General features: G+C 64.2%; 20 protein-coding genes and 1 pseudogene. 11 read left to right on the top strand and 10 right to left on the bottom strand.

The window, feature by feature from the left end; genetic code table 11:
* Window positions 1-21 precede the first annotated feature (21 nt).
* Together OVY01_RS19470 and OVY01_RS19465 are read right to left on the bottom strand one after the other, a co-directional pair.
* Window positions 22-927: a LysR family transcriptional regulator gene (locus OVY01_RS19470; RefSeq protein WP_267849234.1), complete on the bottom strand. Its 906-nt coding sequence runs from the start codon at window positions 925-927 to the stop codon at window positions 22-24.
* Window positions 928-960: 33 nt separating this feature from the next.
* Entirely contained in the window at window positions 961-1719 is a 759-nt protein-coding gene (locus OVY01_RS19465; protein ID WP_267849233.1) for an SDR family oxidoreductase, read from the bottom strand.
* A 362-nt stretch (window positions 1720-2081) separates the two neighbouring features.
* On the opposite strand from OVY01_RS19465, the gene OVY01_RS19460 reads away from it, so the two are divergent.
* From OVY01_RS19460 to OVY01_RS19430, 7 genes are all read left to right on the top strand, one after another.
* Window positions 2082-3383 carry a cytochrome c gene (locus OVY01_RS19460; protein WP_267849232.1) on the top strand — a complete coding sequence of 434 codons (1302 nt, stop codon included), beginning with the start codon at window positions 2082-2084 and terminating at the stop codon, window positions 3381-3383.
* A gap of 4 nt (window positions 3384-3387) precedes the next feature.
* Window positions 3388-3879: a (2Fe-2S)-binding protein gene (locus tag OVY01_RS19455; protein WP_267849231.1), complete on the top strand. Its 492-nt coding sequence runs from the start codon at window positions 3388-3390 to the stop codon at window positions 3877-3879.
* Window positions 3876-6158, top strand: coding sequence for a xanthine dehydrogenase family protein molybdopterin-binding subunit (locus tag OVY01_RS19450; RefSeq protein WP_267849230.1), 2283 nt, complete (start codon window positions 3876-3878; stop codon window positions 6156-6158). The genes OVY01_RS19455 and OVY01_RS19450 overlap by 4 nt, the downstream gene beginning before the upstream one ends.
* A 332-nt stretch (window positions 6159-6490) precedes the next feature.
* On the top strand, window positions 6491-6979 hold the full coding sequence (locus tag OVY01_RS19445) for a hypothetical protein (protein WP_267849229.1): 489 nt from the start codon (window positions 6491-6493) through the stop codon (window positions 6977-6979).
* Window positions 6946-7329: a hypothetical protein gene (locus OVY01_RS19440; RefSeq protein ID WP_267849227.1), complete on the top strand. Its 384-nt coding sequence runs from the start codon at window positions 6946-6948 to the stop codon at window positions 7327-7329. Before OVY01_RS19445 ends, OVY01_RS19440 begins: the two co-directional genes overlap by 34 nt.
* A 279-nt stretch (window positions 7330-7608) precedes the next feature.
* Entirely contained in the window at window positions 7609-9081 is a 1473-nt protein-coding gene (locus OVY01_RS19435) for a hypothetical protein (protein WP_267849225.1), read from the top strand.
* A gap of 401 nt (window positions 9082-9482) precedes the next feature.
* Window positions 9483-9797 carry a hypothetical protein gene (locus OVY01_RS19430; protein WP_267849223.1) on the top strand — a complete coding sequence of 105 codons (315 nt, stop codon included), beginning with the start codon at window positions 9483-9485 and terminating at the stop codon, window positions 9795-9797.
* Between the two features lie 227 nt (window positions 9798-10024).
* On the opposite strand, the gene OVY01_RS19425 is transcribed toward OVY01_RS19430, so the two are convergent.
* Together OVY01_RS19425 and OVY01_RS19420 are read right to left on the bottom strand one after the other, a co-directional pair.
* Window positions 10025-10708, bottom strand: a complete 684-nt coding sequence (locus OVY01_RS19425; protein ID WP_267849221.1) for a type 1 glutamine amidotransferase domain-containing protein — start codon at window positions 10706-10708, stop codon at window positions 10025-10027.
* Window positions 10709-10812: 104 nt separating this feature from the next.
* A complete protein-coding gene (locus OVY01_RS19420) occupies window positions 10813-11418 on the bottom strand; it encodes a TetR/AcrR family transcriptional regulator (protein ID WP_267849220.1) in 606 nt (201 codons plus the stop codon).
* A 283-nt stretch (window positions 11419-11701) separates the two neighbouring features.
* On the opposite strand from OVY01_RS19420, the gene OVY01_RS19415 reads away from it, so the two are divergent.
* The gene (locus OVY01_RS19415) at window positions 11702-13336 is read left to right on the top strand and encodes a methyl-accepting chemotaxis protein (RefSeq protein ID WP_267849219.1); all 1635 of its coding nucleotides are present in this window, start codon (window positions 11702-11704) and stop codon (window positions 13334-13336) included.
* A 110-nt stretch (window positions 13337-13446) separates the two neighbouring features.
* Window positions 13447-13905, top strand: a pseudogene (locus OVY01_RS19410) (ABC transporter permease); the annotation flags it as partial.
* A 6-nt stretch (window positions 13906-13911) separates the two neighbouring features.
* Here the strand turns inward: OVY01_RS19410 and OVY01_RS19405 are convergent.
* Window positions 13912-14337 carry a hypothetical protein gene (locus OVY01_RS19405; RefSeq protein ID WP_267849218.1) on the bottom strand — a complete coding sequence of 142 codons (426 nt, stop codon included), beginning with the start codon at window positions 14335-14337 and terminating at the stop codon, window positions 13912-13914.
* On the opposite strand from OVY01_RS19405, the gene OVY01_RS19400 reads away from it, so the two are divergent.
* Window positions 14324-15751 (top strand): hypothetical protein, encoded by a 1428-nt coding sequence (locus OVY01_RS19400; RefSeq protein WP_267849217.1) that lies wholly within the window; start codon window positions 14324-14326, stop codon window positions 15749-15751. The genes OVY01_RS19405 and OVY01_RS19400 overlap by 14 nt on opposite strands.
* Before the next feature lie 1196 nt (window positions 15752-16947).
* Complete coding sequence (locus tag OVY01_RS19395; protein ID WP_267849216.1) at window positions 16948-18780, top strand: hypothetical protein; 1833 nt, start codon at window positions 16948-16950, stop codon at window positions 18778-18780.
* Between the two features lie 139 nt (window positions 18781-18919).
* Here OVY01_RS19395 and OVY01_RS19390 read toward each other — a convergent pair whose 3' ends face one another.
* The 5 genes from OVY01_RS19390 to OVY01_RS19370 form a co-directional block, all read right to left on the bottom strand.
* Window positions 18920-19945, bottom strand: coding sequence for an ABC transporter permease (locus tag OVY01_RS19390; RefSeq protein ID WP_267849214.1), 1026 nt, complete (start codon window positions 19943-19945; stop codon window positions 18920-18922).
* On the bottom strand, window positions 19942-21510 hold the full coding sequence (locus tag OVY01_RS19385) for a sugar ABC transporter ATP-binding protein (RefSeq protein WP_267849213.1): 1569 nt from the start codon (window positions 21508-21510) through the stop codon (window positions 19942-19944). Before OVY01_RS19385 ends, OVY01_RS19390 begins: the two co-directional genes overlap by 4 nt.
* Window positions 21511-21580: 70 nt before the next feature.
* Window positions 21581-22588 carry a substrate-binding domain-containing protein gene (locus OVY01_RS19380; RefSeq protein WP_267849212.1) on the bottom strand — a complete coding sequence of 336 codons (1008 nt, stop codon included), beginning with the start codon at window positions 22586-22588 and terminating at the stop codon, window positions 21581-21583.
* 8 nt (window positions 22589-22596) lie between these two features.
* On the bottom strand, window positions 22597-23643 hold the full coding sequence (locus OVY01_RS19375) for an ABC transporter permease (RefSeq protein WP_267849210.1): 1047 nt from the start codon (window positions 23641-23643) through the stop codon (window positions 22597-22599).
* 93 nt (window positions 23644-23736) lie between these two features.
* Entirely contained in the window at window positions 23737-24189 is a 453-nt protein-coding gene (locus OVY01_RS19370; RefSeq protein ID WP_267849209.1) for an RbsD/FucU family protein, read from the bottom strand.
* Between the last annotated feature and the right edge of the window lie 71 nt (window positions 24190-24260).

The following is a 24260-nucleotide window of genomic DNA, read 5'->3' as shown; positions in this document are numbered from 1 at the left end:
AGGGCGATGCGCAACACGTCATCAAGACCGCCACTCAGGTGTCGGTTTGAAACTGTCCCGCAGAAACGCCATGAAGTGCCGGGTCCTCGCGGGCAAACCAGTGCGACTGTGGGTCAATGCGATGACGTTTGCGTCCGACGTTTTCCAGGTCGGCAAAAGTCTGATCAGCCGCCCGCTCCGCAGGTCGTCGGCGACATCCCATTCGGACCGAAGAATCGCGCCGCGACCCTCGCATGCCCAGCGTCGAATCACATCGCCGTCGTTGCAACTCAGTTTCGACGACACTCGAACGCTACGGCTTATTTTCCCTTTACTGAAATTCCACAGCGAGACATCCTCGTTGTTTTCCGGTAGCACGATGCAAGGCACCTTCATCAACTCATCCGGTGTAGCTGGATTCCCAAAACGCTTTATAAACGATGGAGAAGCGCAAACAAATCTCGCATTCGGCGCCAGGGCATGGCCGATCAGATTGGACGCCTGGAGTCCACCGATATGCACGACGACATCGAAACGATCGATCGTTTCCGTCAGAGGACGATCGGAGAGGCTGAGCATGATCGAGACTTCCGGGTTCTGCTGTTGAAAATCGGCGATGACCGGCGATATGTATCGACGTCCGAAGCCGAAGGGTGCATTGATCCTCAACGTTCCAACCAGTTCTCCGCTGCGTTCGCGTAAATCGTCGAAAAGCGCGTCGAATTGCTGTACCAGATTTCCTCCGCGCTCGCATAGCAACTGGCCTTCCTCGGTAAAGAGAAGCTTGCGCGCCGTGCGGTCCACCAGTCTCATGGATAACTTCCTCTCCAACAGCTGCAGGCGTTGGGTCACCGCGGAAGGGGACAATCCCAATTTCCGCGATGCCGCGGTGAGACTGCCGCTGTCGCGAATGGTCATCAGGAACCGTATATCGCCGGAGTCTGTCATTTTATTATTCGGAACTTTAAGAGTCGCAACCCGTCAATTTGTCGACAGTTCACGTACGTCGGCGATGACCCTTTCGCCAAAATCAGCACTGAACAAGTGGTGTAAAAGCTTCTCGGCGGTTTCTGCCGGGGTGACAAGTTTTCCCTCGCTCTTCAGCGCTTCAAAGCGGCGCAAAGCGGGAAATTTTTCCTCTGCACTGCTGCGGATCTCTCCTTGCATATCCGTGTCGACGACGCCTGGCGCAACGCTGGCAATGCGCAAGGGCAAGCCCTGATCAAGCGCAACGGCCCTGGCGTGATGGTCGAGCGCGGCCTTCGTCGCGCAATAGACGCTCCAGCCGGCGGTCGCGTTCCGCCCCGCGCCACTGGAGATATGCATGATCCGTCGATCCACCCCGGCGAACGCGGGTGTGGAGGTCACCGCCATCAATGCGGCGGACAGCATCAATGGCGCGGTGACATTCACGCTCACCGCACGGGCAATCGCGTCATGCGACTGCGTTTCCAGCGGCCCGACCGGCTGTACGGTGCCGGCGTTGTTGATGAGCAGGATCTGGCTGGCCCCGGCTGCGAAGCGCGACAAGCTATCCGAGGCCAGCCAGCGTGCCAGCCCGGCGGTGTCGCCAAGGTCCAAAGCCACCTGTTCAAAACGGCCGGGAACGGACGCGGCAAGCGTCGGATGCGTCCTGCGGGAAAGTCCCAATACGTGGACGCCACGCGCCAGCAATCGTTCGGCGATCGATGCTCCCAACCCGCGGGTGTGGCCTGTCAGAATAACTTTGATCTGGTCCATATCTGTTAATTTGGGTGATGAGTTCATCGACGCACTTTACGACCAAGTCCATGCTGATGCAAACCATCGGTGCGTCGAATGGCGAGTCGGACCATCACGAGGCCTCTGTCCATGGCGGCGTCACGGACAGGGAATTTTTTCTTCAAGCCGAGGGGCTGCAAGGTTCGCGGCGCCGCAGGATCTTTTCGTCGCTGCGCGAAAAAGCGACGCGGAGCACCGCCTTACCCGTATGCCGACGCGGCGGTAGACTATAGGGAACGGCTCCTTGAATCTCCGGACACGGTCTCGGCCCTGAAACGGCGACCAGGCTTACGATTGCGTAAGACCGACAGCAGGCAGGCCATGAGGCGGGACGGTCTTCGATGAAACGCAGCAATGTCGTGTGGCTTTCCCTGTCGGGCGTCGTCGCCATGGCCGCGGCGGCGAGTTTCGCGCTCGCCCGGGCGCCGGCGCTGGCGCCTGTGTCGACGCCCGCGCCCGACGCTTTTCCCCGCGACCTGCGCGCTGCGGGTGCGCGCGTGGTCGCCCTGGGGGACTGCATGGTGTGCCACACGGCGGAAGGGAGCGCGCCGTTCGCGGGAGGCGTGCCGCTCAAAACGCCGTTCGGCACGATCTACGCGACGAACATCACGCCGGATCGCGCGACCGGGATCGGCACATGGTCGCTCGCCGCCTTCACGCGCGCGTTGCGCGAGGGGCGCTCCCGCGACGGGACGCTGCTCTATCCGGCGTTCCCGTATGTGCATTTCACACGGATGTCGGATGCGGATATCCAGGCTGCCTACGCCTATCTGATGAGCCGCACGCCGGTACGGGCGACGGCGCCCGCCAACCACCTGATCTTTCCGCTGGGCTGGCGGCCGCTGCTGGCATTCTGGAATGTTCTGTTTCTTGCGCCCGGTCCTCATGCCACGGACGTCGCGCGGGACATGTCGCCCGCCGACCGCGACGTCGGCGACGGCCGTTACCTGGCCGACGCGCTGGGACATTGCGCGGCCTGCCACACGCCGCTGAACGTACTGGGCGCCGAACGCGCGGATCATGCCTTCGAAGGCGGCGTGATCGAGGGCTGGGATGCGCCGCCCCTGAACGCCCTGGCGCAAGGGAACCGGCCCTGGACGGTGGCGCAGTTGACCGGCTATCTGCGCACGGGCAGCGATAGCGAGCACGGCGTGGCGGCCGGGCCGATGCGCGCCGTCACCCGCGATCTGGCGCGCGTCCCCGAGGCGGACGTGCGACGCATGGCCATGTACTTTTTGTCGCTGCACACGCCGCGCCCGGCCGCGCGGCCGGTCTCTTCGGCCGGTGTGCCACCGGCGACGCCGATGCTCGATGCCAGCGTGGCGCGGGGGCGGTCGCTGTTCACGGCATCCTGCGCGGCCTGCCACGGCGCGGCCGCGCCGATGCAAATGATCGGTCGCCGGCCCGCGCTGGACCGCAGTGACGACGTGCGCGCGGAGCGTCCGCGCAATGCGGTCCGGGTCATCCTGCAGGGCATCGCCTGGCAGCGCGCGGAGGCGACGGACTACATGCCCGCTTTCGCGCAAACGTACGATGATCGACAGGTCGCCGACATCGCCAATTACGTGCGTGCGACCTATTCGACACAGCCTGCCTGGAACGCCACCGAAAAGTCGGTCGCCGCCCTGCGCGGGAAGGATTAGCGCGATGCTTGAAATACACGTCAACGGCGTTTCTCATCGGATCGACGCGGATCCGGATACGCCGCTTCTGTACGCGCTGCGCAATCAGCTCGGCCTGCACGGTGCGAAATACGGTTGCGGACTCGGGCAATGCGGGGCCTGCACGGTGATCGTCGACGGGCAGGCGATGTTTTCCTGCGTGCTGCCGGTCGCCGCGGTGGGCGCGCGCGCCGTGCGGACCATCGAAAGCCTGGGGTCGGCCGCGCAACCGGGACCGTTGCAAAAGGCGTTTCTCGACAAGCAGGCGGCCCAGTGCGGCTATTGCATCGCCGGCATGATCATGCGCGCCCAGGCATTTCTCGAAAAAAACCCCGCGCCGACCGATGCGCAGGTGCGCGTCGCGATGGAACCCAATCTGTGCCGCTGCGGCACGCATATGCGGATTCTCGCGGCCATTCGGCAGGCCGCCGCCGACATGCGGCGCCGCGACGCGGACGCGCCGGGGAAAAAAGCATGAGCCGCGCGGACGGGTTCGATGCCGGACGGCGCCGGTTGCTGAAGACGGGGGCGCTGGTGGTCGGTTTCACGATCCTGCCGCAGGCGCGGGTCTTCGCGCAGATGACCCAGGCCGGCGAGGGCGCCCCGGTACAGATCGCCAAGGCGACGCAAGACCTCCCGGGAAGCCTGAAGACGAATCCCTTCCTCGACGCGTGGATCAAGATCGATCCCGCGGGCCATGTCACGGTGTTCACGGGCAAGGTCGAACTGGGTACCGGCATCCGGACGGCCTTGCTGCAGGTCGCGGCCGACGAGTTGCGCATGGCCCCGTCCGCCATCGCCTTCCTCACCGCCGATACGGCGCTGTCGCCCAACGAAGGCGTGACCGCGGGCAGCCACACGCTGGCCGACAGCGGCACGGCGCTGCGCAACGCCGCCGCGCAGGTGCGCGGCCTGCTGCTGGACGCCGCCGCGCAGATCCTCGACGGCGATGTCGCAACGCTCCGGACGCGCGACGGCGTGATCTCGGCGCCGGATGGCCGCCGCGTCGGCTACGGCGACGCGGTCCGACGCGTCGATCTGCACCGTTTCGCTCGGCCCGCGTCGCCCTTGACCGATGCGTCGCAACTGTCGTTGATCGGCACGTCCCTGCCCCGCGTCGACATTCCCGGAAAAGTCACCGGCGGCCCCAGCTATGTGCAGGACATGCGGCTCGACGGCATGGTGCATGCGCGGGTGGTTCGCCCGCCCGTCTACAGCGCGACGCTGGTCCGGTGCGATGCGCGCGGCGTCGCGGCGCTGCCCGGCGTGCTGAAGGTGGTGCGCGACGGCAGTTACCTCGCCGTCGTCGCCACCGACGAGTGGCGGGCGATCCGCGCCCAGCGCGCGCTGGCGGCTAGCTGCGTCTGGTCCGGCGGCCGCGCGCTGCCCCGGCCGGAAACGATCCACGCGACCCTGCGGGCATTGCCGTCGCGCGATATCGTCATCGCCGACAGGCGGGGCGCCGCCGCACCGTCGGTCGCGACGCTCCATGCCACGTACACCAAACCCTATCTGCTGCATGGGTCGATCGGCCCGTCGTGCGCGATCGCGCTTTTCTCCGATACGCTCGCCGCCGCGCGGATGACCGTCTGGACGCACTCGCAAGGGGTCTACCCACTGCGCGCCAGCCTGGCGAAGATGCTGTCGATGGCCGATGCGCAGGTCCGCTGCATCCATGTCGAGGGTTCCGGCTGCTACGGCCACAACGGGGCGGACGACGTCGCCGCCGACGCGGTCCTCATTGCCCGCGCGTTTCCCGGGCGCCCGGTCAGGGTCCAGTGGATGCGCGAGGACGAGCATCGGTGGGACGCATTCGCCCCCGCGATGGTCACCGAGGCGAGCGCGAAGGTCGACGCAGACGGTCGCATCACCGAATGGCGTTACGCGTTGTGGAGCAGTTCGCACAACGAGCGCCCGTCGGACCCGGGCAAGCTGATGCCGACATGGGCGCTGGCGACGCCGCTCGTACCCCTGCCGCCGGTGCCGATACCCCAGCCCGAGGGCGGCGGCGATCGCAACGGCATCCCGCTGTACGACGTTCCGAACGCCTACGTGGTCAATCATTTCATCCCGGCCATGCCGTTGCGCTCGTCGGCCATGCGGGGCCTGGGCGCGCACATGAACGTGTTCTCGATCGAAAGCTTCATGGACGAACTGGCGGATGCCGCGCATGCCGACCCGGTGGCGTTCCGGCTGCGCCATCTGCGCGACCCGCGCGCCATCGAGGTGGTCCACCGCGCCGCGCAGGCGTTCGGCTGGCCGGCGCGGCGCGCGTCGGCCCGCGCGCCCGGGCACGGCATCGGCTTCGGCTTCGCGCGGTACAAGAACCTCATGGCCTACATGGCCGTCGCCGTGGAGATCCGGGTCGAGCGCGAGACGGGCGACGTGCGCGTCCAGCGCGCCGTGGCGGCGGTCGATACCGGCCATATCGTCAGTCCCGACGGGGTCCGCAACCAGATCGAGGGCGGCATCCTGCAATCCATCAGCTGGACGCTGTACGAGCAGCTCGCCTACGACGCCGAGCGGATCCGCAGTTTCGACTGGGGCAGCTATCCCATCATGCGTTTCTCGTCGGTGCCCACCGAGGTGACGGTGCATCTCATCGACCGGCCGGCCATGCCGTTCCTCGGCTGTGGCGAGGCGGCGATGGGACCGACGGCCGGGGCGATCGCCAACGCCCTGCGCGACGCCACGGGACAGCGCTTTCGGGACCTGCCGCTCGGCGGCGAGACGCTGCGGCGGGCCATCGAGATCTAGAATGGAGCCGGCGAACGCGTGTACGCGACCATCGACCAGTTGCTCCTCGACGAGGCGGTTCGGCACTCCGTCCGATGGGTGCGAAACAAACCGGAGGGATTCCGCGAACGCGCGGGTCCGGGCGGCGCCAGCATCTCGGAAAGGGATCGGCGGGCATGGACGATGCGATGGATTGACGGACGAATGGCGATAGAATCGTCCATCGACGATGGTCTATTCTGTCGGCATGAGGACCACAAAAGATATGCGATGAATGAGCCCCCCGTCTCAATATCGTCACGAAAACGAAGGGTGCCGTCCGCGCGAGCCCATCGCCGATACGCGGGTGCGGCATGACCGACGCATCGCCATGGGCGGTCTCGCTCGTGAACGCCGGTCGCTGGTTCGCCCAGCCTTCCCTGACGATCGCCGGTCTCGCCGCGCTCGCCCTGGTGCCGGTGGGCATGGTGTGGGCGATGCTTGATCACCGGCTCATTCACCGCGAGATGGTGGCGATCAAACCGATCAAGTTCGCGCTGTCGATCGGGGTCTATCTTCTCACCGTCTCCTGGATGCTGGGCTACGTTCGCGCCGAACGGCTCACGTCGTTTCCCGTGCGGGCCGCGACGCTCGGATTGCTGGGGGGCGCGGCCGTCGAACTTCTCTGCATCGTGCTGCAGGCGGCGCGGGGACGGCGCTCTCACTTCAACACCTCCACGCCCATGGATGCCGCGATCTCGGCAACGATGGGGATCATGGTGATCCTGTTCGTCGGCATGCTTTTGCCCCTGGCCTGGGAGGTCGCGCGATGGCCCCGCCCCGGCGCCGCGCCGCGCCGCTGATGATCGCCGCAATCGTCGGCGGCCTCGTGCTCACGCTCGCGCTGAGCGCGCTCACGGGTGCGCGCATGGGACGGTTCGCGCTGGGAACGGCTGCGCCGGCCGACCTGATCCTGCCGATCCTCGGATGGCGCATCGCGGGCGGGCCGGTTCGGATCGCGCACTTTCTGGGGGTGCATGCCATGCAGGCGCTGCCGTTGCTGGCGTCCTGCGCTTTGTTTTTGCGTGGGTGGATGGCCGCCGCGCTGTTCGTCGCGGGCGCACTCGGCTACTGCGCCGCGGCGCTTGCTTTGCTGCATCGGGCGTCGGGCGCGCCAACGGATCCCAGGTTGGTCGATGCCCGCCGCCCGTGAATCGGGGGCGCACCGGCCCGCGATGAGCGGTTGAAAAGACGTCCGGTAAGCGTGTTAAATTGCGTTTTTAAGCTTCCGGGACGCTCGATGCGCATACCCCATGACACTGGCCCCAAGCACCCGCTCGCGCCCGGTCCTTCGGATCCGGCGGCAGACGATGCGGGCCCCGCCCGGCAGGGAAAACGTGCTCGGATCGGGGCGGGCGAAGCAGGGCCGTCGCTTCCGAGGCGCACCGCGGGTCCGTCGTGGGTTCCGCGTGGCGCCGCCACCTCGCGCATCGTGGCGCGCGCGCTCGCCGCAGCGGGCTCCTCCCGAGAGCCGATCTCGCCGCTGGCGCAAGCGCTGATCGCGAACGACCTCGTCGCCGTACGCGAACGTCTCGTCGAGGCGTCGACGATTCCGCTGGAACGCGGAACGATCGTCGCGCTGTGGGAGCGCTCGGTGCGCGACGACCGTCTGGACATGGCCTGTGCCATCGCCCTGCTCGTTCCCGACGACTGGCTGCACGAGCTCTCGCAGCGCCGCGAGGACTTCGACAGCGGCGATGACGAGCAAGTTGCGTTGAGCCTGCTTCACCAGGCCTTTCGCTTCAAAAGCCCCGCCTTCGACGAACTTTTGAAGCGCTTTCCCTATGTAGGCATACGACACGATCTTGGCACCAATATCAACAACCTCGAATTGACATTCCAGCGTGGCCAACCGTTGCGCTGCAATAGTCTGGCGGCCTATTGGATCTGGTGCCGTTTGCAGCACGAAGCCTCGCGCGCGCGGATGCGCGACCTCGGCGCCGGCGTACGGACGCTTCCCCGGTTCGATGCCGGCGTCTTCGCCCCCGACAGGGTGCAGCGCGAGATTCCCGACGGGTTCAGGCACGGCCTCTCGGATCTCGCGGGCGTGTCGAACGATATCGAGATCATCGATGCATGCGACTGGCCGGCGTTCACCCGGCGTGAGTTCGATCGCCTCCACGAAGAAAGCCGGAGAGGTTCCGCCGAGCCGCACGCGTTTTACGGCATCATCACGCCGACCCATGCGCTTGCCTGTGAGCTGAAAACAAAAAAAGCGGCCGACGGCACGCCCCGATTCGTGCGTCTTCTGAATGACCCGAACAACCGCTATCTGCAAACGCGTGCCAGCACGCGCGACGCGCGGGACGTTGAACGCTGGAGCCTGGAGTCGGGCCACGAGGATCCCGATGCCCACGAAAACAGCTTTCCCGACGGCGAGCGGCGCATCCTCGTGTTCCGCTGCCAGCGGGACGCGGTCGAGGCGTTGGTCGAAGGCCGTCCTCTACCGCGCACGCGCGACACCGCGCGTTTCGCGCGGCGCCTTCCGGAAGGCGCCGCGAAATTCACGCCCCAAACGATGTACCTGATGCTGCGGGCGCGTCTCATGGGCAGTTGGCGAGATCTCCAGCCGGAGCTGCGCGAATTCGCGCGCCGCGTCGATCGGGATCGATTGCAGGCCGTGATCGCTCCCTGCAATCCCGAAGGGGTACCGCTCTTTTTCCACTTGCTGAACCACTACCCGGAGGCGACGACGGCCTACGTGCATGCGATCTCGGCGCTGCCGGTCGACGATGGGGTGAAAATGATCATTCTTTGCGCGGAAGACGACGAAGGCCGCTCGCCCTTCGCGACATCGACGAGACGACACCACATGCGTTTGGCCCTGAACGGTCTGGGCGATACGCCGTTCGTGCGCCTCCTGTCCCGGCGCCTCGACGCGCATTCGACCACCGGCCGTACGTGAACCCAGGGAAGCGGGCGGTTCACCGGGATATTTTCGTTTTGACCCGAACGCCTTCGGCATACGGCACGGCTTTTCGCACCGCCGCCATTAGCATCCAGGAACCGACGTCAATGCGTGTTTACCAACGCCCGCCACAACCTGGATGATTTCCGATGCGTTCTGTTCGACTTCCCGATAGCGCCCTCCATAGTCCCGCGGCAACACCGCGGGAGCCCGCGTCCGGTCCCGACGCGTCGCGCGCGCCCCGATCCGGATCACCGTCGAACCGATCGACTGGCGAGCTTGCCGGTATCGCGCCGCGTGAACGAGCACCCGGATCCACGCCGAATCCCCCGCACGCGGCGCTTCCCCGTGTGAACCTGGAGCAGTTACACGGTCAGTGGCAGGGCACGCCCCGGTCGATGGCGCGCGCCCCATCGACCGATCGGGCCGGGCCCGCCGCGCCGGCGCAACCGCACGCGCGCTTGTCGGAACGGCAACTGATGGTCGGCGGGGCGCTATCGACAGCAGCGGGAACCGCCCTCACCGTCACGGGTCTGTTCACACGTGCGGCGTTCGAGGGTCCGGCGTCCGATAGCTTGGGGACCGCGGCCTTCGTGGCGGGCATGGGTGCCGTCGGGATCGGTGTCGCGGCCGTGGGTAGAGGGTATGCTGGCGCGAAGGCGCCGGCATCGTCGGATATCGAAATGCAGCCCTCGCAGCCGCGGGAGTCGTGAACGCGTTCGGCGGAAATGCGCGCGCGCCGTTCCCGACCCGCTGCCCGGGCTCGACGTAACGGGGCAGATACCCGTTGCACGAAATCCTCGCGCCGAACCGGCAAGCGCCGGATCCGCCTGCCCGTTGCATCGAACACCGCATTGGCGAACGCGGCGGCGCCGGCGTCGGAGCATCGCGTCAGCGGCAGCGCCACCGCATGAGCGAGGCGTCGATTCGGCGCATGCCGCTACCGCGAAGCAAGCTGCGCCAGCAGGCGGGCCGCGGCGAGCGCCGACGACGCCGGGTTTTGTCCCGTGATCAGGAGCCCGTCCCTCACGACATGAGGTCCCCAATCTTCCCCCTTGGAATAGATGCCGCCGTTTTCCTTCAGCACGTCTTCGACCAGGTACGGAACAATCTCGCTCAAGCCCACGCCCGCTTCCTCCGTATTCGCAAAGCCCGTGACCTGCCTGCCCTCCACGAGCGGTCTGCCGGCGGACGTTTTGACATGACGCAGCACGCCGGGCGCATGGCAGACCAGCGCGACCGGCTTGTTCGCGGCAATGAAGGCTTGAATCAACGCAATCGAGTGCGGGTCTGCGGTGAGATCCCACAGCGGGCCATGACCGCCCGGATAGAAAACGGTGTCGAAGTCCGCCTGCGAAACGCTCTCCAGGCGCACGGTGCCGGCGAGTTGCGCGTTCGCTGCGGCATCCGCCTCGAAGCGATGGGTCAGTTCGGTCTGAAAGCCCGGTTCGTTGCTTTTCGGGTCGAGCGGCGGTTGGCCGCCCTTGGGCGAGGCCAGCACGACTTCGGCGCCTGCATCCTTGAATGCATAGTACGGCGCGGCCAGTTCTTCCAGCCAGAAGCCCGTCTTGCGGCCGGTATCACCCAGTTGATCGTGCGAGGTTAACACCATGAGGACTTTCATTTCGTTGCTCCTGAATGCAATGTATTTTAAATATTAGACCGGTCGTCTATATTTTTGTCACAAAAAACACCTCTTTACGAAGTGCGGAGGAAACCCGTTCCCGTTCAGGAAGCGAGATGGAGCATCTCACGCGTCGTGATCATCGCGGTCCCGAACGGTTCCGTATTTCGAACGATCTTCACCATCACGCTCGCGCCCACCCAGAGTTGATAAAGGCTTTGCGCGACCGCCGCCGGATCATGGCTCACTGACAACGATCCATCCTCGATGCCCGCGTCGATCGCCCCCGCTATCCGGCCAACGATGCCCGACGTGCCGCGTTTCAGGACCGATCGCATCGATTCGGAAAGGTCCGCCACCTCCGCCGCCAGCTTCACGGCGAGGCACTTGCCCTGGCAGTCGAGAAACGACTGGTTATCCTGCCATTGCTGCCAATAAATCATCAGGCGCTGCGCCGTCGTCGCACCCGGCTTCCGGAGCGTGGCGTCGAATTCGGCCAGGTACTCCGAGAAGTAACGCTCCAGCAATGCCTCGCCAAATGCATCTTTCGAATTGAAGTAATGGTAGAACGACCCTTTCGGTACGCCGGCCGTCGTCAGGATCTCATTGAGCCCGACCGCGGAAAATCCCTTGCCCGCCATGATGCGCTGGCCGGTATCGAGGATGTTTTGCCGTACCTCGGAATTCTCGTGGGCGGTATGTGAGTTCATGAAACGCACTATATCAAGAATTAGACCGGTCGTCTATGGATTTCGATCGGATCTAAGCGGCGCCGACTACCGTTGTGCCGTAGGACTGTTTTCGGGATAGCGCATCCCGCCCGCCCGCGCAAACGGTGCCGGCGGTGAAACTGCGGCTGGTTTCTCGAATTCTCCTCGCTGCATCGCGCGATGCGTCAGAGACCGATGTCCGGCCGCCGCGCCACCACCCGATCGCCGCCGCCGCGCCCGGCGACCACGCCATCGTTACTTGCAGGGTCGTCGCGCATCCTGCATGGGCCGCTCTAAAGTTATCCCTGGATGTGCCGTTTACTTTTCATCGCATATCAAAATCTGGGACCGGAATACAATGTTTTCTTTAAACAGACTCAGTCTGGCGCAACGTCTTTACGGCGTCTCGCTCGCGCTCATCGCCGGTCTTTGCGTCGTAGCGGCATTCACCTGGTCCCAGCTAACCAACGTGGCGGAACTGGCGCAGGTGGCCGGGCGGGTTCGCGTCGAGCAGCTTGGACTGATCGGCTCCACGGAAACCGCGATCATGCGCGTGCGTATGGACATACGCGAAGCCTTGCTCGCCAAGGCCAATCCCGAGAATCGCGACGCGGCGATCGCCGACATCGCCAAACAGCGCCAGGTCATCGCGCAGAACGATGCGTCGTTCGAGCGTAACCTCCAGACCGAGGACGAAAAACGTCAGTTCTCGCAGTGGAATGACCTCGAGGCGCGGGCATGGCCACCGATGGACGCCACGGTCGCGCTTGCGGCGAAAAGCGATGCGGAAGCGGGCTATCAATCGCTGCGCACGACAACGTTGCCGGGCATGCACGCGATGAGCCAATGGCTCGATAAAGAAAGAAACGGTCAAAAAGCATTGCTGACCGCCTCGGTGACGGATATCCAGGCGGACGCGGGCCGCATCCGGACGCAGCTGACCGTGATCGTCATGCTGATCGCCCTGAGCCTTTTCCTCTTCTCCTGGAACACGACCCGGCAACTCCATGCGCGAGCCAACGCGCTCCAGGACGTGGCCGCTCGCATGCGCGATGGAAACTTCACCATCGCCGTGAACGATATGGCGCAGGACGAGTTCAGCCCGGTCTTTCGCGCCATGCAGACCGTACAGGATTCGCTTTCGGGCCTGGCCGACCAGGTGCGGCGGAATGCCGAAAACGTCTCCGCGGCGTCCATGCAAATTGCCCAGGGCAACAACGATCTGGCGAGCCGAACCGAGGAACAGGCGAGCGCGCTCCAGGAAACGTCGGCATCCATGGATGAATTACATTCGGCGGTGCAACGCAACACCGATAACGCCCAGCAGGCGAACAAAATGGCGGACGACGCTCGAGGCATTGCAATGAGCGGCGGCGGTATCGTGGACAAGGTCGTCACCACCATGGCGAGCATCCACGACAACTCCCGCAAGATCACGGACATCATCGGGGTGATCGACGGGATCGCATTCCAGACGAACATCCTGGCCCTCAACGCCGCCGTCGAGGCGGCGCGAGCGGGCGAACAGGGACGGGGATTCGCGGTGGTGGCCGGCGAAGTGCGGACGTTGGCGCAACGCAGCGCCATCGCCGCGAGGGAAATCAAGGATCTGATATCCACCAGCGCGTTGCGGGTAAGGGAGGGATCCGAACTGGTGGAGCAAGCCGGCTCGACGATGAAAAACATCATCGCCTCGAACGAGGGGCTCGCCGTGATTCTGGGCGAGATCAGCACCGCCAGTTCCGAGCAGCAGGCAGGCGTAGGACAGGTACGGCAGGCGGTCGAGAGCATGGATGCCACCACCCAGCAGAACGCCGCCCTGGTGGAGCAAAGCGCCGCGGCAGCTCAGAGTCTGCTGAATCAAGCGCAGTCCCTCGTACAGACCATGTCGGTGTTTCAATTGCCGCAACGAGGATAACGATATTTGCTTTTGGGTAGGTAACGACCGCAGCAAGATCGACAGCGCGGTACAGGCAGGGAAAGCGAACGTAAAAAATCCACGGTGCCGTGGCCCTCCGACGGACCGGCCTGCGGATGGTTTCGCCGTTGTCTTGAATGCCGATCGTGGTCATGTCGGTGGGCATCGGCAATCGCGCGGTGTATTCCCTGCTCTTGTTCGCGGCAGTATGGCCCCTCGTGACGGGCACCGCGACCGGTGTCTCGCGCATAGACGGGCGCTGGGTACAACCCGGCGAGAGCCTTCCAGCCAGCCGCTGGAAGATGCTCTGGCATATCCATGCGCCGGGTATCGCCTTGCACGTGCTTACCGGCGTACGCTTGGCGATCCGCATTCCATGGATCGTGCTGGTTCCCGCCGAGATGCTGGGCGTCAACGCGGAACTCGGCTATCTGGTCCTGGACGCGCGCGACCAGCTCGCGTATTCGGAATTGACGGCGGTAATCGTCGTGATCGGCGCGCTCGGCTTTCTGCTCGATGTGGTCGCCCGTTTGTCGTACCGCAGCGTGGGCGGGGGCGACACGCCCTGAACATCATCACCGGCACGGGCTCGGGAGTCGGGTGAGGCAGCCGCGCTGGCTCGGGCTCGAGGCGGCGACAAGTGCATCAAGGCCGGCGGCATCGATCTCCCATCGCGCCTCGAGATTGCCCCGCCTCACGGCGTCGGTCAATGCCGTTTTCGCCGTTTCGTCAATGTCTTGCGCCAAGTCACCGTTACCCGCGTCGGCGAGCGTGCCAACCAGCAGCAGTACCGCGGCTAATGTTTCAATCTGGTCAGGTCCGCCATGCCCCATGCGCACGGCTTGAAGGTTTGCATGGCGGCGCAGGGCCACGGTATCGATGGCGGCGTGCGAAAGGAGAAGGACCTGCTGCTTGGCAGGCGCAAGCCTGCACGGCACGAGCGAATTGTGGGAACGCGGACATGAGAGAAACGTCGACGAAGGATGGATGGCGACGCGCAACGCCCTATCCGCTTTCGGTAGCGTCGGCTTTCGCCTTCATTTACGCCTGTACATGCACGATGACGCGTTCGTATTCGTCGCGCGTCAAGACATACGTGCTGAAGGTAATTCGCAAAACGTGACAGTCTTTCGTTTGAAAAGCAGTATTTTGAGAGATAGTGCGAGACATTGCGGCAACGCGAAGAAAATGGAGAAATTTGATATGCAACGGATTTCTGGTAGTCCTGGTTCTGGCGTGTCGGCTTTGTCATTCGATGACGGCGACACTACCAGGCCGCAACGCGTGCCTGGTGCAAACCGGAATGTCCGGGACGACCGCATGCCGGTGTCCCGCGGCCCGCAGCTTGCTGCCGGCGCGAGTTCACGCCCCCCCCGCGCGCCCCTGCCCGAAGGAGGCTATCAAGTAGCCATGCCCATACCGGAATCACTGCCCTCGAAAGCCAAAGGCGTCGATGAGCGTATCGCGGCCGTATCGCGTTACGTTGAACAAGCTGCAAGCCTGATGGAACAGCATGCGCAACAGGGCAGCACTAAGATTTTTTCCGCACCGGAATATTTCTTCGATGCACATCTCACCCCCCGACCGGGTATGCTCAGGCACCGTGGCACCGACGTCAGGCAGCTTTCGGAGCCGGAGTATCACCAAATCGACGTCGCGATGCGGGAACTCAGTAATCGATTTCCCGACATCCTGATTAAAATCCCGATTGCGTGGAAGAAACCCATGGATCGTCCGGAGACTCAGGATGCGTACCTGAAATCGAAAGCAGCACAAGATCCCGCGAGCCTGCTCCACGCGCATTATCAAAAACGGTGGACGAACAAAGAAGTTTCAAGCGCGTTGGAACCTCGAGCGCAAAAAGCCCAACGAGCCCACGACGATGGTCTCGCGAAATTAGGCCCGCGATTCAGCCATGATTTCCCCAAAATTGCCGAAGACACAACTCATTTGGCCCGCAACACAGTGCTTACTTATTGGGGGGGCAAACAGGTCAACAAATACCATAAAGTCGTAGGCATGCAGGAGGTTCTTGGATCTGGTGATGGGCAAAAAGTCCAGTTCGTCGCGGGAAGCGATCACGGTGGCGCGCATGTCTTGCCCAACGGAAGCAATGCCACCCAGGAGATCTGTCGGGACCACGCGGTGAACACCGCAAATTCGGCTGGCGCTGTTCACTTTGTAAACTCCGATGGCGTAGCTGCAAGTAACCCCGCGGGCAAATACGACGCCACCTCAATGGTTATACATGCAAATGCGGCCCTGCCGCGGGCCGGGACGTTTGGCACGCCTGGACCGGACAATCAGAAAGTGGAACTGGTACGAACCGAAGGCGATCGAAATGTCCTTGATTCTGTAGAGCCGATGGTGAAGGAAGGGGATGTTGCAATGTACAACGTAGGTTCAGCCATTTAATCGGATGCATTCGATCCTTCATCTTCAGGTGTCGCTCCAAGCCGACCTCCTTGGCTACTCACCGCAACGCCTTGGCTAGGGTCTCGAATGCATCGGCCTGATCCCAGCGCGTCCTGTCTTGCACGAGCGGTTCCATTACGGCATGCGGACGCGTTTTCGCTTCATGCCGCACCGGGTTTGCCAGGCGCCAGAGCGGTGCCTGGCGCGTGCTCCCCGCCGCTCGCACGCCGCGGAATCATCCCCCACTAAGGCGCAATTCCAGACTCGCCACTCAATCAGGCGAGAACGCAGGCCAGAAACAGGGGATGGTTTGTCAACGGCGGCGCGACGCCGCATTCGTCGTCACGGCGATTTCCCGGCGCCAACGCAGCATTGTCGGCTGGCGCCCCACCGCGTCGGTCGATGAGCCAGGAAATCCGACTTCTTATCCAGTACCCGTCGTCCGTGCCGATTGAATTTGACCGGCGTTTGCGAAGTTAAAAAAATGCATGGAATTGCCCCCTTGTCCGTCCTGCAACGTGGAGTTGGTCAGAGGGAATCAATACCGCATCACGATGGCGATCGGCGGAGTTCAGCGCTTGGAGTTAGCTCGCCATGCATAAAAACTATGCGTCGTAATACCCAATCTTTCGCCGTGGCGAACCTCGAATGCCTCCGCATTCCAGGTGTAGCGGCGATATCCCATATGGCGTGTTCCAGCCTCCCGCCTGCAGCTTTCCTTACCAGAAATGGTTGGAAGCGATATTTCGCAATCGCTGTTCATTTTTCGCAAGACAACCGGGCCATGACGGTCGGGAAAATACCATTGGGCGCCCTTCACGATTCAGTAAAAGATCGAAATGCCAAAGATTGATCCGCACGCTCATGGCGCCACGCTGCCTTCGGTGACCGAACGCGAAAACAGGGATGCCAGCCGGGACGGTCGCGCGCCGGGCAAATCGTCGAATGCACCGCAGCGCCCCCACGATTCCGTACTCGGCGGCTTGAAGGATCTCTCCGCGCCCGCCCCGTCGAACGGCTCTGGAATCGGCGCGACGGCGCGACCATCGTCCCGAGCCGATCGTCGCGGAACGCAGCGCGCGCCGAATCGGTCCGGGGCGCGATTGCCGTCGCTTCGGAACATCGCGGCGCTGGCGCTTGCCGCGAGCGGCAAGGCGATGGCCACGCGGCCTGAAAATGCCAGCTTGAGCCTCGCCATGTCCGAGCCACCGACCCCGGCACGCGACCTCGCGATGCCGCTGTCTGACATGACAAACCCGGCCCCGGCTGCGCGGCCACGACATGCTCACGAACCCAGTCCGCTGGAAAGCGCGCGGTTCCAGGATCAGTTCGCCGTGCCATTGGGTGCCACGGCCATCGTTCTGGCCGCAGCCAGTCTGCCCCTCATGTATGGACTGGGACGCCAGCGCGAAACATCGCCTACGGAAACGGCCGTCACGCTGGAAGACGCCGTGGCCGCGGAACACGCACCCGCGGCCCAGTTCGGTGGCAGCGCGGCCGTCGACGCTCCCGCCGCTCCCACGCCCGCTTCGGTTGCGGCGGCGGCCGCCACCGAGGGCGAATCGCACACCGCCTCGACACTCCCGCCGGAAAGACGTTTTTCAACGATGTTGTCGAATGCGGCGACGGCAATCTGGAAACAAACGGATCTTTACACCGGTCTGCACGCAGGCGACGACGCGGCGTTTCGTGAACGCATGATGCATCCGCCACACGATCAAATGTCGCTCCCGCAGCGCAAGGCACAACTCACCGGATGGGCGAACGAGATCGCGCGAATGGCGTTGCCGGACAATCTGAAGCAGCACTTTCGTGACAGTATCCAAGATACGATTTCCACGATCGACGGCTTGATCAGGAACGCGAATCCCTGGTCGCGAACGGCGAAACTCGTCGCACAGGCCATCCTTTGCACGCCGCTGCCGATCGTGCTGCCTTTGTTCGCGGTGCCGATCGAGCGGCAGCAAATGGACGTCATTATCGCGTCCTACGTGAAGACAACGATGCTGCGCGGCGGTCTCGCGATGCGGGCGAGCGCCAACAACGCCGCGATCACCAATCTCTACCTCAATCGCGACTATGCCAATGTGATACAGAGCCTCGCACTGTCGCTGAATCTGTTCGGCAGGACGCGTGGCGTCGCGGACAATCCCGCCTATAGTGTCGGCGCCGCCGTCGCGTCGGCGGCCGCGCTGGCCTATACCTTCTATCCGGACCAGGTGAAGTCGTTGCCTGGTCACGTCGTGCGTACGGTGAAGCAGGTCGCCAGCCTGATTACCCGCAACGGTCCGCTTCCCCCGCGCGAGCAGTCCGTTCGGGTAGGCGGCGTCGACGCCAGCGGCGTGTCCGACGAAAGCAAGGCGGGCCTCCATGCCCTGGGCGGACAGGTATTTCAGGCACGCGCCTCACTCGCGTCGGAAAGGCACGGTTTCAAAGATGCCGGAAAGACATTGAGCGACACCGCAGATTGGCAGTTCGGGCAGATGCTCAAGGGCTATCACAACCTCGCCCGGGACCTGGAGGCCTTCACGGCGTCTCCCGGTCCGGCGAACGGAAGCGTTCACGATCCCGATCGCACCGCCAAACTCGCGCTGGCCATCATGTCCGGCACGATTTGCGCCGGCGTGACCGCCGAGTTCTATCAGAACAAGATCACCGCGGTGGATATGGGCGTGGATGCCCTGTTCAATATCTACAACGGTCTCAATCAGGCGCTCGACCCGAACGTGAGTTGGCAGCAATCGCTGGATACGTTCAAGAACTGGACGTCTCTCAGCCTCGTGATGGCGCCCATGCAGGCCGGCAACCTGCTCGCGGGCAATCCGGTCGAGCGAACTGACAAGAACATGCTGGTGGGCGCGGGTGCGTTGACCGCGGCGAATCTGCTGGTCGCGGGCCCGTTCGGCGCCGCGGTCAAAATTGTCGTGGGCAAGGCGCTCGATCTTGCACAGCGGGAAATGCCCGCGCAGGCGACATCGCTGGAAATGATCGCGAGCACGCAACCGGCGGATTCCCGCCCTCACCCTTGAGATAACAGTCCTGAAATAACCGTTCGTATCGCACCGTTCGATTGCCATCAATGATCGCGCGGTTCCCGTCCGTCTGATCCAGTTTCGTCGGCGCGCCTTGACCCGGATGGCGGCTGCAAGGGCCGGTGCGGTTCAGTCTTCACGCCGCCCGCTTGCTGGCGAACACCGTTCCCGCAATAACGATGAAAATGCCGACGATGACCTTTTGCCAGGTGCTCGGCACGCCGGCCAGGATCAGGACGTTGTTGATCAATGTGACCAGCAGCACGCCCAGCAAGGTGCCGACGACACTGCCGCTGCCGCCCGTGATGCGCGCGCCTCCCAGGATGACGGCGGCGATCACATCGAGTTCGCTGCCGACGAGATCGAATGGATTCGCGAGACGCGTGCTGGACACATGCACGATGCCCGCCAGACCGGACAGAAAGCCCGCATAGCCGAACACGAAGACGTGCACGGTGCGCAGGTTGTAGCCGAGTCGCTCGGCGATGGCCAGGCTGCCGCCGATGGCGTACACGGCGCGGCCCATGAGCGTGCGGTTGAGCAGCCACCACGTCAGCAGCGCGGCGGCGGCCAGCACCAGCACGGTGGCCGGCAGCACGGCATGCACACCGGTGGCGGTGTCGTGGCGCCACAGCGCGAGCTTGCCGAACGCGTCCATCGAATGGGGAATGTTCATGAAAAACACGGTGCCGATGAACGTCAGCAGCACGCCGCGGTACAGGTACTGGGTGCCGATCGTGATGATCAGCGATGGCGCTTTCAGGAAATCGACCAGCAAGCCGTTCAATATGCCGAGGACAGCGCCGCCGGCGGCGCCGGCCACCATGATGACCGGCATGCTCGTGTCCGGAAACCGCGTCAGCACGAGCTTCGTGATGCCGTACATGGTCAGCGCCGCGATGGCGGCGAAGGAGACGTCGATGCCGCCCGCCGCCAGCACGATCATGACACCGAGCGCGAACAGACCGAGGACCGTGCAGGCGCGGACGATATCGAACAGCATGGCCAGCTGGAGGAAATCGTGGTTGAGCGTCCCGATGACGATGCTGACCAGAACGATCAGCGCCAGCGTGAACAGGTGCGGCTGGCGCGCCAGGCGCCGCCGCAGCGCCTGCGCGGGTGGGATGGCGACAGGGGGAGAAGGCGTGACGGAGGTATTCATGAAGCGGCCTTGCCGGTATGGTCGGAAATGAGGGCCTGGTACAGGGTGTCTTCACGCAGGCCGTCGACGTCGTATTCCTGCGCGATGCGGCCCTTGCGCATCAACAGGATGCGGTCGCAGTTCTGCAGCAGTTCGGGCAGATCGTCGCTGACCAGCACCACGGCGAGCCCCTCCCCGGCCAGGCGCTGGATGATGCGATAAATGATGTCCTTCGAGCCGACATCGACACCCACCGTCGGACCATGCAGGATCAGCATGCGCGGATGGATCGCCAGCCAGCGGCCGATCAGCACGCGCTGCTGGTTGCCGCCGGAGAGCGATTGCACGGGGCGATCGACGTCGGGCGTGGCGATTTGCAGGTCCTTGACCGTCGCGTCGGCGAGCGCCTGCGCGCGACGCGCGTCGAGCGCGCCGAAACGGCTGCGCAGCTTGTCGAGCACGGTGGTGACGATGTTGTCGCGGATCGACTTATCGAGAAACAGGCCTTCGCCGAGACGGTCCTCGGGGACATAACCGATGCCGTGGCGGATGGCGTCGCCCGGTTTGCGCAGCGTGACCGGGTGCGCGTCGAGAAAGATCGCGCCGCTGTCGGCCGCCTGCACGCCGGCCAGGGACAGGGCCAGTTCGTTGCGGCCCGAATCGAGAAGGCCCGTGATGCCCAGGATTTCTCCCTTGTTCAGCGTGAAGCTCACGTCACCGAACCGGCCGCGCCGCCCCAGGCCCGCCACGCGCAGCAATTCGCCATCCCCGCGCGAGCGGCTGCGGTATCGTGCCCCGTCGAGATCCTTGCCGGTCATCCAGTGCGCCAACTCGGCCTTGGTGAAATCCTGGATCGGCCCCTGCGCCACCTTGGCGCCGTCGCGAAACACGATGGCATGGCCGCCGATCGCATAGCACTCGTCGAGCTTGTGGCTGACGAACAGCACGGCCACGCCCTGTTTGCGCAACCCTTCGATGATGGCGACGAGGTTGTCGACTTCCTTCTGCGTGAGCGCGGTGGTCGGTTCGTCCATGATCACCATGCGCGCGCGGGTGGCGATGGCGCGCGCGATGGCCAACAGCTGGCGCGTCGCGATCGGCAATTCGTCCACGCGCGTGGACAGGAAATGGGCGTCGGTGGGCAAGCCGATGGCTTCCAGCGCAACGGCGGCGGTCGCGTCGACGGCGCGGCGGTCGAAGCGCCGCGCGAGCCGGCCGTTGCCGGCCACCAGTTGCCCGCTCAGCGCGACGTTCTCCGCGACGCTCAGGTTCGGCAGCAGCGACAGGTCCTGGTAGACCGTCTCGATGCCGAGCGCCAGCGCCTGCAGCGGCGTCAACTCGCCGTACGTGACGCCGCCCACCACCAGCCGGCCTTCGGTCGGCGGCTGGGCCCCCGAGATGATCTTGATCAGCGTGCTCTTGCCGCAGCCGTTCTCGCCCAGCAGATGGTAGATCTCGCCGGCTTCGATGCGCAGGTCGATGCCGCGCAGCGCATGCACGCCGCCATAGCGCTTGTGGATGCCTTCCAGCTGCAGAAACGTGGCATGCCCGGTTGCAGGCGCCGGGCCGGAACAAACACTCGTCATGAATCGATTCCCCTGCGATGGATGGTGCCGCGCCCCGACGAGCATGCCGTCGGAGCAGTGCGCGCGCGTCTTAGAACGCGTATTTCTTATAATTGTTCTTGTCGACTTCCACCCAGGCCTGTCCGGTCACGATGATGCCCACGCCCGGGCCTTTCTTCACGGTGACCTTGTTGTAGCCCGGCACGCCCATGTCCATGCCGTTGGTGATCGTCTTGCCCTGCACCAGCATCAGCGCGGCCTTGTTCATCATGATGCCGGCATCTTTCGGGTCCCAGAACGCGATTCCGCCAACGGCGCCCGACTCGAGGTATTTGGCCGCTTCACTCGGCAGGCCGGTGCCGTAGACGCATACCTTGCCCGTCAATCCCGCTTCCTCGACCGCGCGCCCGATGCCGAGCACGTCCAGCGAGGACGAGCCCTGGAAGCCCTTGATGTCCGGATACTTGCGCAGGATTTCCTTGGCCTTGCCGTACGCCTTTTCCGCGTCGTTGGCCGACTCGTTCTTGGCGTCGACCAACATCATCTTCGGATATTTCTTGGCATTGTCGGCGCCGCCGTCGGCCCACTGCACCTGCGACTGGCTGCCCAGGGAGCCCACCAGGGACGTCCATTTGCCGGCCTGGCCCATGCAAGCGGCCAGGCGTTCGTTCAAGCGCGCGCCGTAGGCGGTGTTGTTGAACGCTTCGATGTCGACCATCGTGTTTTTCTGGTTGTCCGCTTCATGCGTGACGACCTTGATGCCCCGTGCCATGGCGCGCTTGAGCACCGGCTCGAGCGTGGGCGGGTCCATCGGAACGACGGCGATCGCGTCCACTTTTTTCGCGACCAGGTCCTCCACCAGACGCTGTTGCTGCGCCGCGTCGGACTGTGCCGGGCCGATCTGGCGAGCGGTGGCCACGCCGACGTTTTCCGCGGCGAATTGCTTCACGCCCACTTCCATGCGGTTGAACCAACTGATGCCGGTTATCTTGACGACGGTGACGATGTCCACCGGCTTGGGCTGCGCATGCAGCACGCCCGCGACGACGAGGGATCCGCACGAGATGGCGGCGGCGCCGCATTTGGTTTTTTTAAGCATGATGTCTCCTAACCCTCTTGTCGATGGTTCGCTGGCTCAGGAGGGGTCTGGTCCAACGTCGCGCTCGCGCGCGGTGAAAAAAGCGCGAAATCGCGCGGGTTGATGCGCGCCGAGGCGAGGAAGCACAGCAGCAGCGCTCCCCAGGCGCAGTCGCGGAAGAAATTCGAGATATCGAGCAGGTTGAACGTGCTCGACAAGAACTGCAGCGCCATCGCCGAAAAGAACAGACACACCATGCGTCCGTACCCGCCTTGCGGGCGCACCCCGGCCATCACGGCGATCAGAATGGCGATCAACAGGTAGGAGCTGCCGTAATCGGACTTCACGCTCGCCGTGCGCGCCGCGATGATGATGCCGGCGATGCCGGCCAGCAGGCCGGAGGTGGCGTAGACGGACAGGAGCATGCGTTCGCCCGGAATGCCCGCATAACGCGCCGCCTTGGCGTTGGTCCCCAGCAGGAACAGACGTATGCCAAACGGGCTATAGCGCAGCAGCCAGCCCACGGCCAGCAGCGCGGCCATGAAGATCACGAACGGAATCGGCACACCATAGACGTTGTCGTTGCCGAGCGAGGACATCGGGTCCGCGTTGGCGATACGCACACTGGTGCCGTGGCTGAGCACGACGGCCGCCCCGGTGAAGATCAGCTGCGTGCCGAGCGTGCACAGGATCGGCGTCAGGCCCACGCGCGCGATCAGCCAGCCGTTCAACAGCCCGCCAGCCAGTCCGGTCGCCAAGGCCACGCCGATGAAGGCACCCGTATAACCCCATGGCGACGCGTCGCCGTCGACCACCAGCGGCGTGACGACGGCGGCGACCACGCCGGCCAGATTCGCCATGCCGACGCCGGACAGGTCGATGCCGCCATTGCCGGAGATCATCGCCAACGACACGCCGATGGCCAGCAGGCCCAACTCGGGCAACTGGCTGGCCATCGACTGAAAGTTATAGACATCGAGGAAGCCACCATGCGACAGCGCGGTGGCCGCGACCAGGATCAGGATGTTGATGCCCACCAGAAAGTTCAGCTGGGGATCGGAAAAATGGCGCTTCATCGGGTTTCCAAATAGTTGCGCAGGCAGCCGGGGCACTTATGCGGGATGAAACCCACACCACCGCCTGCGTTGGCGCCGGTACGGGTCGCCATGTCATGCCTCGGGGGCGAGGACGCCCTTCCTGAACACGAAGCAACCATAGAAGCGCCGTTCGCCGGTGGCGATCACGCAGTAGGCGGTGCGCGCGACATCGTAGAAGGCGAAGCGCTCGATCGAGCCGAGCAAGCACTCGCGGCCCTCGGCGCGGTTGATTTCCTGCTGCACTTCCTGCTGCACGGGCAGGACGTTGTCCGGCTCGCCCACCACTTCCATGCGGCGCGCCGGCGTGTCAACGGCCGTGTCGAGCGCCATCACCGACAGGATGGCGCGGGCCGCTTCCTTCGTGCCCGCGCCGTCGATACGCAGCACCTTGCCGAGCACGGTCCGGCGGGCAATGGCGTCGGCCGGGAAATTGGCATCGCACAGGACCAGTTCATCGCCGTGGCCCATGGCGCGCAACGCGTACAACACGTCCGCATTCAAAAGCGGATCAATTTTTTTCAACATATGCGTCTCCGGACATTCATCTACATTGTTTGGCTTGGCCGCAGACGCGCTCTCGGGCCGCCTGACTGGCA

Source organism: Robbsia betulipollinis (assembly GCF_026624755.1).
GTDB lineage: Bacteria > Pseudomonadota > Gammaproteobacteria > Burkholderiales > Burkholderiaceae > Robbsia > Robbsia betulipollinis.
Note: the sequence above shows the minus strand (reverse complement) of the source record. Positions and strands in the feature narration are given on the sequence as shown.